Below are 7,152 nucleotides of genomic sequence, written 5' to 3'. Positions count from 1 at the left end.
CCGCGTCCTCGGCCACGCTGGACCTGGACCCCCAGGGCCGGCCGGCCCGGCTGCTGCAGGCCCAGGCGCGCAGCCTGTCCCAGCGCCTGGGAGCGCCGGCCCAGGCCTGAGCCCGTCGCTTGCGGCGGCTCAGTTGGTGAGCAGCAGCTGATCCCGGGCAGGCGCACGCCCTTCCAGCGTGAAGCCGGCCACCGTGCGCGACAGGTGGTGGGCCTGTTCGTTGAGCACGGACGATGCGGCGGTGGACTCCTCCACCAGCGCGGCGTTCTGCTGCGTGGCGCGGTCCATGTCGGCCACGGCCTGGTTGATCTGGCCGATGCCCACGCTCTGCTCGGTCATGGCGCCGTTGATCTCGACAATGATCTGGGAGACGCGCTGGATGCCGTCCACGATCTCGCCCATGGTCTGGCCGGCCGCGCGCACGCGCTCCGTGCCCATGGCCACGCTGGCGCCGGAGGCGTCGATCAGGGTCTTGATCTCCTTGGCGGCCGCCGCGCTGCGGTGGGCCAGGCTGCGCACTTCTGCCGCCACCACGGCAAAGCCCCGGCCCTGCTCACCGGCGCGGGCGGCCTCGACGGCGGCATTGAGCGCCAGGATGTTGGTCTGGAAGGCGATGGCGTCGATGACGCCGATGATCTCGCCGATTTTGGACGAGGCCTTGGAGATGTCGTCCATGGTGCTCACGGCGCTGCCCACCACGTCGCCACCCTTGGTGGCCGAGCTGCTGGCCGACTGGGCCAGGCGCGTGGCCATGGCGGCCGCCTCGGCCGACTGGCGCACATTGGCCGTCAGCTGCGACAGCGAGGCCGAGGTCTCCTGCAGGCTGCTGGCCGAGGATTCGGTGCGGTTGGACAGGTCCAGGTTGCCCAGCTTGATCTCGTCGGTGGCGGTCTTCATGGACTCCACGCCGTTGCGCACATCCTTGAGCACGGTGCCGATCTGCTCGACGAAGCCGTTGAAGGACGAGGCGATCTGCGCCACTTCGTCATTGCCCGACACCGGCAGGCGCTGCGTCAGGTCGCCGCCGCCCGAGCCGATCTTGTCCATGGCGTCGCGCACCTGGGACAGGCGCCGGAAGGACTGGGCCGTCAGCGCCGCCGCCACGGCCGTGGCCAGGCAGGCCAGCAGCACGATGGCGATGGCCAGCGTCTTGAGCACGCTTTGCAGGCCGGTCGTGGCCTCGGCCTTGTCCAGCGCCACCACCAGCAGCCAGTCCGTGCCCTGCACCGGGCGGGCCTTGAGCAGCTTGGCGCTGCCGCCCAGGTTCACTTCCAGCGGCGCCGTGGCGCTGGCCAGCGCGGTCAGCGCAGCCGGCGTCAGCAGCTCGGACAGGTCGGAGGTGGGCTTGAGCAGCAGCTTGGCATCGGCATGCGCCAGCACCTGGCCGTCACGGCTGACCACGAAGCCCAGGCTGCCGGGCGTGGGGCGGATGGCGGAGACCACCTCGCGCACGCCCTCCAGCGGCACGGCGCCGCTGATCACGCCCTGCAGCGCGCCGCCGCGCAGCATGGGCGCCACGAAGGCCACATAGGGCACGCCCGTGGTGGAGTCGCCATAGGGCTTGGTCAGGGCCAGCTTGCCGGCCTGCACGGCGCTCTTGTACCAGGGGCGGGCCGTGGGGTCGTAGTCGGGCGGAGTGCTGGTGGTGGACTTGTAGGTCTTGTCTTCCCAGCCCACCGTGGTGATGGGAAAGCCGCTGGCCTGGCCCATGTGGGCGGCAAAGCCCTGCGGGTCGCCGTGCTCGATCACGGCGGCGGCGGCGCTGACGGCGCGTGCCTTGGAGGCCACCCACTGGTCGATGGCCATGGTGTTGCCGGCGGTGATGGCGTCCAGGTCCTGTTCAATGGTGTGGAAAGTGCTGCCGCGAACGATGTGGTACGTGGCAGCCCCCGTGATGGCAAGGGCGCCGACCACGGTGGCTGTGCTGATGGCAAGGATCTTGGAGCGAAGGGTCTGGAGCATGGCGCGGCAAGGGAAGACTGAGGACTCCGCAAGCCGCAATGGCCGGGCATGCGGCCCTGTCATTAACGCACAATTTGTTTCATTTTTGACGACATGCCAACCCTGTGGTGGCGTGCACCAACTTGCGCGCAGCACCTGTCATAGAGGCATTTGCTGCAGTGCACCATTGCAGTGCGGTGTGACATGTTGCTGTAACGCAACCGTCGCGGGACTTTCATGGCCGCTTTCCACAATGGCGGCACGCAGGCAAACCGAGTGGCACAGGCAGGTCACCGACTGCGTCCAACATGACGAGGAAGGCGGGCATATGGACGTTCTGGACACCCTTCGCAACGCGGCGATCGAGATCGCCAAGCCCCCGCTTTCCGCGCTTCTCCAGCCACCCCAGGCCGCGGACAAACCGCTGCGGCTGGATGTGCGCTGGGCCCGCCATCTCGACGAGGTGCGCCAGGTGCAGCGCCTGCGCCACGCGGTGTTCGCCGCCGAGATGGGCGCCGTGCTGCAGACGCCGCTGGCCGGACACGACATCGACGCCTTCGACGACTTCTGCGAGCACCTCATGGTCTGCGATGCCGACAAGGGCGTGGTCATCGGCACCTACCGCCTGCTCACTCCCACCCAGGCGCTGCGCGCCGGGGGCCTGTACTCCGACCAGGAATTCGACCTCGCCCCGCTGCACGCCTGGCGCCCGCGCATGGTGGAACTGGGCCGCAGCTGCGTGCATGCATCGCACCGCCAGGGCGGCGTGATCCTGGCGCTGTGGGGCGCGCTGGCCGAATTCATGCAGCGCAACCGGCTCGACGCCATGGTCGGCTGCGCCAGCATCCCCATGCAGTACCCGGGGCTGGCCCATGGCGAGGGCCCGGCGCGCGTCTGGCAGCAACTGCGCCAGACCCATCTGGCCGAGCCCGAGCTGCAGGTGCGTCCCCGCGTAGCCCTGCCCGAGGAGCTGGCATCCGTCAGCACCAGCGGCATGAGCGTGGAGCCGCCTGCGCTGATCCAGGGCTATCTGCGCACGGGGGCCAAGGTGCTGGGCGCGCCGGCCTGGGACAGCGACTTCAACACGGCCGACCTGCCCATCATGATGCGCATGCAGGACCTGCCTTCGCGCTACCTGCGCCTGTTCACGCGGCGCGGCTGAGGCCGTCGCAGCGTTTTGGGGAAATTGGGAATTTTCGGAAAGAGAGGGCGGAGCCGGCTTCTTGTGCAATGGGCCGGACCGTGATGTGCATCACAGGGCTGTCACAAAGACCGTGCATGATGCTGGATGTGGGCTGAAGCAGACACCCGGACGGAGGCAGGTAACCTGCACCGGACTGACCGGGCCTTGGTCCACGCCAATTGCAGGCCGCAGCCTCTTCGGGGCTGCGGCCTTTTTCATGGGCAATTCCTGAGTTACCGGGCAGTGGGCGGGGCATCGGCCAGAAGGCGCTGGTGTTCGATCTTCACGCAGCGGTCCTGCACGGTCCACAGGCCCGCAGCGCGGGCCAGTTCCAGGGCCTTGTCGTTGACCACGCCCAATTGCAGCCACAGGCAGCGCGCGCCGACGGCAACGGCCTCGGCGGCCAGCGGCGGGATGTCTTCGCTCTTTCGGAAGCAATCGACCATGTCGATGCGCAGGCCCTGTGCGGCCAGCGCGGCCGCAGCGTCGGCCAGGCTGGCATGCGCGGGCTCGCCCAGGATGAGGCCGCCTTCGCGTGCCACCACGGGGTTGACGGGAACGATGCGGTAGCCATGACGCTGCATGTACTGCGAGGCCTGGTGGCTGGGCCGCTCGGGCTGCGGCGACAGGCCGACCACGGCCAGGGTGCGGCACTGCACGAGGATGTCGCGCAGGCGGGAGTCTGTTGCTGTGTCGCTCATGCGCCGCAGTGTACGCAGCGCCTGCCGTTCAGGCGGGCAGGGCTGTCGCGTCCGCAGCATGGCGCCGGCGCAGCACCATCCCCCAGCCCAGCCCCAGCACGGCGGCCGTGGCCGAGGCCAACAGCACGCCCAGCTTGGCGGCATTGAGCAGGGCCTCGCTGTCAAAGGCCAGCGTGGCGATGAAGATGGCCATGGTGAAGCCAATGCCTGCCAGCAGGCCTGCCAGCAGCGTGTCGCCCCAGCCCATGCCTGGCGGCAGCGCGCACAGTCGCAGGCGCACGGCCAGCCAGCAGCTGATCAGCACGCCCAGCGGCTTGCCCAGCACCAGGGCCAGGGCCACGCCCCACATCACGGCCGAGGTGCCCGCCGCATCGATGCCAGCGGTGCCCGCCCCCTGCAGCGGCACGCCGGCATTGGCCAGCGCAAACAGCGGCATCACGCCAAAGGCCACCCAGGGATGCAGGTCCGCCTGCACGCGCTCCACGGGCGCGGCGCTTTCGCGGCCGGCCAGCGCATGCACGGGCGTCACCAGGCCCAGCACCACGCCGGCCAGCGTGGGATGGGCGCCGGTCTGCCAGATGCCCCACCAGAGCACGGCGCCCGGCAGCACATAGGCCCAGGCGCGGCGCACGCCCAGCGACTGCAGCAGGAACACGCCGGCCAGGCCGGCGGCGGCCACCAGCAGCTGGCTCCATTGCAGCCCGCCCGAATAGAACAGCGCAATGATGAGCACGGCCACCAGGTCGTCGATGATGGCCAGCGCCAGCAGGAACACGCGCAGCGCGGGCGGCAGGCCCCGGCCCAGCAGGGCCAGCACGCCCATGGCAAAGGCGATGTCGGTGGCCGTGGGCACGGCCCAGCCGTTGCGCAGCGGCGGCGCGGCGTTGAAGGCCAGGAAGATCAGCGCCGGCGCCACCACGCCGCCCAGCGCGGCCATCACGGGCAGCAACGCCTGGCGCGGCTGGGCCAGTGCGCCGGAATGCATCTCGCGGCGTATCTCCATGCCGACCACGAGAAAGAACACGCTCATCAGCGCATCGTTGACCCAGAAATGCAGGGATTGCGACAGCTGCCACGGGCCCAGGCCCACGCTCAGCGGCGTGTGCCACAGCGCCTCGTAGGAGCCGGCCCAGCCGGAGTTCGCCCAGAGCAGGGCGGCGGCCGCTGCCAGCAGCAGCACGATGCCGCCCGCGGCCTCGGCATGGGACCAGCGGGACAGGAAGGCGCCGACGCGATCGGCGAAAGACAGGAAAAGGGGCATGCGCGGGCCGGACGGCCGCGGGGTCGTGTAGGTGTTCATGTGCAAAGCAGCAAAGGGGCCTTGCGGCCCCGGTGCGCAGGCGGCCCGACCTGCGCTATCAACACCTGTCCTGCCGCCCCATGCGGTCTGGACACCCAGCCGCCATTATAAAAGAAGCCCCCACGCCCCCTTTGCTGCGCAAGGTCCGCTGCCCCCCGAGGGGGCCGCTTTTTGCCTTGGGGCGGCCCGGCGGCAAAAAATCGGCGGCCGGGACTCTTGCGCAAGACCCTGCGGATTCAGGGCCTGGGCGGCTCATTGCGCGAGACGCATTCGGCCAGCAGCCCCAGCGAGGACAGCGCAATCATGAAGACCAGGAACACATAGGCCGCCGTAGCCACGCCCAGGCTCATGCTGAAGCCCCATTGCAGCACCGAGCAGGCCATGCCGGTCTGCGGATACATGGCCGTGCATTGCGATGCGGCCGGCATGTGCACGTACCAGGTGATGGCCACCAGCATGGCGCCCGCCACCATGGCGGCGTTGGCCCAGGGATGGGTCTGCGGGTGGTAGAGCGCATAGATCAGCGCCACGGGAACGGCCAGGCCCCAGGCGAACATCATCAGCCAGCTGAACACCGGCGAGACCGCCAGGATGGACTGCAGCCACTCCATCTTGGGCAATCCGTTGACGAAGCCCAGCAGATCCCACACAAAGGGCAGGACGATCCCCGCCACAGCCAGGCTGGCCAGTCCCAGCGCCAGCAGCAATCCCTTGCCGCGTGAACGATGGTGCACCCCCGAAGGGTGCGAATGGGTGATCAGTGCATGCATGGTCCACCTCCTGTGTCGTGCAGGGCGGGCAGTTGCCGTGCGGGCGGGTCCGGAGTCGGGCGGCAGCCGCGGCGCCTAGCGTTCGGATTGCGGTATTCCCCGGATGGATCCAGTCTAGGACGGCGTGCACTGCAACAGATGTAGGTCTTGCACCTACCCAAAATCGGGGTTTGTCCCAGGAGGGGGTGCCGTCAAAGCGCGGCCAGCGCCCCCAGCACCTCGCCCTTGGACAGCAGTTCGCTGAGCACCACCGGCGGCTTGCCCGGCGCATGCAGCACATAGACGGGCACGCCGCTGCGGCCCAGCTGCTGCAGCGCGGCGGTGATGGCCGGGTCGCGGCGCGTCCAGTCGGCGCGCAGCAGGGTCACGCCGTGCCTGTCGAAGGCGGCCAGCACCTCCTCCTGGTTGAGCGTGGTGCGCTTGTTGACCTGGCAGGTCACGCACCAGGCGGCCGTGTAGTCCACGAACACGGGCTTGCCCGCCGCCTGCAGCTCGGCCACGCGGGCGGCCGACCATGGCTGCCAGCGCTGGCCTGCAGCGGACGCCATGCCCGTGCCCTCCGCCTGGGCAGGTGTGGCGATCAGCGGTGCGGTGGTGGCCAGCAGCGCGCCCCCCAGCACCACGGCCAGCGTGGCCAGCACGGCGCGCGTGCGGCCCTTGAGCGTCAGCGTCCAGACCAGGGCGCTGAATGCCAGCAGCAGGGCCAGCAGCGCAGTGGCGGCGTCGATGCCGCTCTGGTGCCCCAGCACCCAGACCAGCCAGACCACGGTGGCGAACATGGGAAAGGCCATGGCACGGCGGAAAGTGTCCATCCAGGCGCCAGGGCGTGGCAGCCAGCGCACTACGGCGGGAACGAAGCTGGCCAGCAGATAGGGCAGGGCCATGCCCAGGCCCAGGGCGGCGAACACCGTCAGCGCCTGCAGGGCCGGCATGTCGATGGCAAAGCCCAGCGAGGCGCCCATGAACGGCGCCGTGCAGGGCGAGGCAATGGCCACGGCCAGCACGCCGGACAGAAAGGCATCGGCCACCGGGTGGCGCGCATGCGCCGCAGCCCAACGCCCGGGCAGCATGGAGCCGAACTCGAACAGGCCGGCCAGGTTCAGGCCCAGCAGCGTGAACAGGGCTGCCAGCAGGGCCACGATGGCCGGCGACTGCAGCTGAAACCCCCAGCCCAGCTGCTCGCCTGCCGCGCGCAGCGCCAGCAGCAGCCCGCCCAGGGCCAGGAAGGACAGCACCACGCCGGCCGTATAGACGCGG

6 protein-coding genes are annotated in these 7,152 nt (G+C 69.7%); 1 reads left to right on the top strand and 5 read right to left on the bottom strand.

What is annotated here, in order from left to right; genetic code table 11:
- Nucleotides 1-129: 129 nt before the first annotated feature.
- A complete protein-coding gene (locus tag L995_RS08265; protein WP_047470900.1) occupies nt 130-1,962 on the bottom strand; it encodes a methyl-accepting chemotaxis protein in 1,833 nt (610 codons plus the stop codon).
- Nucleotides 1,963-2,269: 307 nt separating this feature from the next.
- Between L995_RS08265 and L995_RS08260 the strand changes: the two genes are divergently transcribed.
- Nucleotides 2,270-3,103, top strand: coding sequence for a GNAT family N-acetyltransferase (locus L995_RS08260; RefSeq protein WP_047470902.1), 834 nt, complete (start codon nt 2,270-2,272; stop codon nt 3,101-3,103).
- A 254-nt stretch (nt 3,104-3,357) separates the two neighbouring features.
- On the opposite strand, the gene L995_RS08255 is transcribed toward L995_RS08260, so the two are convergent.
- The 4 genes from L995_RS08255 to L995_RS08240 all read right to left on the bottom strand — a co-directional run.
- A complete protein-coding gene (locus L995_RS08255; protein WP_046984879.1) occupies nt 3,358-3,825 on the bottom strand; it encodes a CoA-binding protein in 468 nt (155 codons plus the stop codon).
- Between the two features lie 28 nt (nt 3,826-3,853).
- Complete coding sequence (nhaA, locus tag L995_RS08250; protein WP_047470898.1) at nt 3,854-5,125, bottom strand: Na+/H+ antiporter NhaA; 1,272 nt, start codon at nt 5,123-5,125, stop codon at nt 3,854-3,856.
- A gap of 236 nt (nt 5,126-5,361) precedes the next feature.
- The gene (locus L995_RS08245) at nt 5,362-5,895 is read right to left on the bottom strand and encodes a hypothetical protein (protein ID WP_016449276.1); all 534 of its coding nucleotides are present in this window, start codon (nt 5,893-5,895) and stop codon (nt 5,362-5,364) included.
- A gap of 191 nt (nt 5,896-6,086) precedes the next feature.
- A partial coding sequence (locus L995_RS08240; protein WP_047470895.1) for a protein-disulfide reductase DsbD family protein occupies nt 6,087-7,152 on the bottom strand: 1,066 nt, incomplete at its 5' end.

The organism is Delftia sp. ZNC0008 (assembly GCF_000799035.1).
Lineage (GTDB): Bacteria > Pseudomonadota > Gammaproteobacteria > Burkholderiales > Burkholderiaceae_C > Comamonas > Comamonas tsuruhatensis.
Note: the sequence above shows the minus strand (reverse complement) of the source record. Positions and strands in the feature narration are given on the sequence as shown.